The organism is Pectobacterium jejuense (genome assembly GCF_026800125.1).
In the GTDB taxonomy this organism is placed as follows: domain Bacteria; phylum Pseudomonadota; class Gammaproteobacteria; order Enterobacterales; family Enterobacteriaceae; genus Pectobacterium; species Pectobacterium jejuense.
Map to the genome: position 1 here is coordinate 1 of NZ_JAPQKX010000047.1, position 314 is coordinate 314.

General features: G+C 49.4%; 1 protein-coding gene. It reads right to left on the reverse strand.

Annotation, left to right across the window (positions count from 1 at the left end):
* Positions 1-314: ATP-binding cassette domain-containing protein (locus NXT09_RS22390; protein WP_268581199.1), on the reverse strand; the 314-nt coding region annotated here is incomplete at both ends.

Consider the following 314-nt stretch of genomic DNA (forward strand, 5'->3'; position numbering starts at 1 on the left):
GCTCTTAGCATGGCTTCATCTTCAACATAGCGCGCGCCGCTAATGAGGTTATTGCGCAGCGAACCACTGAACAATTGAATATCCTGCGGGACATAGCCGATATTGTGGCGTAAATCGCTGACATCCAACTGGCGGGCATCAACACCGTCGATCAGAATATTACCCGTGTTGGGCTGATAGAGGTTCACGATCAGCTTTTGCAATGAGCTTTTTCCTGAGCCGCTGCGGCCAATTACACCCACTTTCTCACCGGGAGCGATAGTCAGACTGATGTTTTGCAGTGAACTGGTTTTTTGTTCTGGGTAGTTGAACGT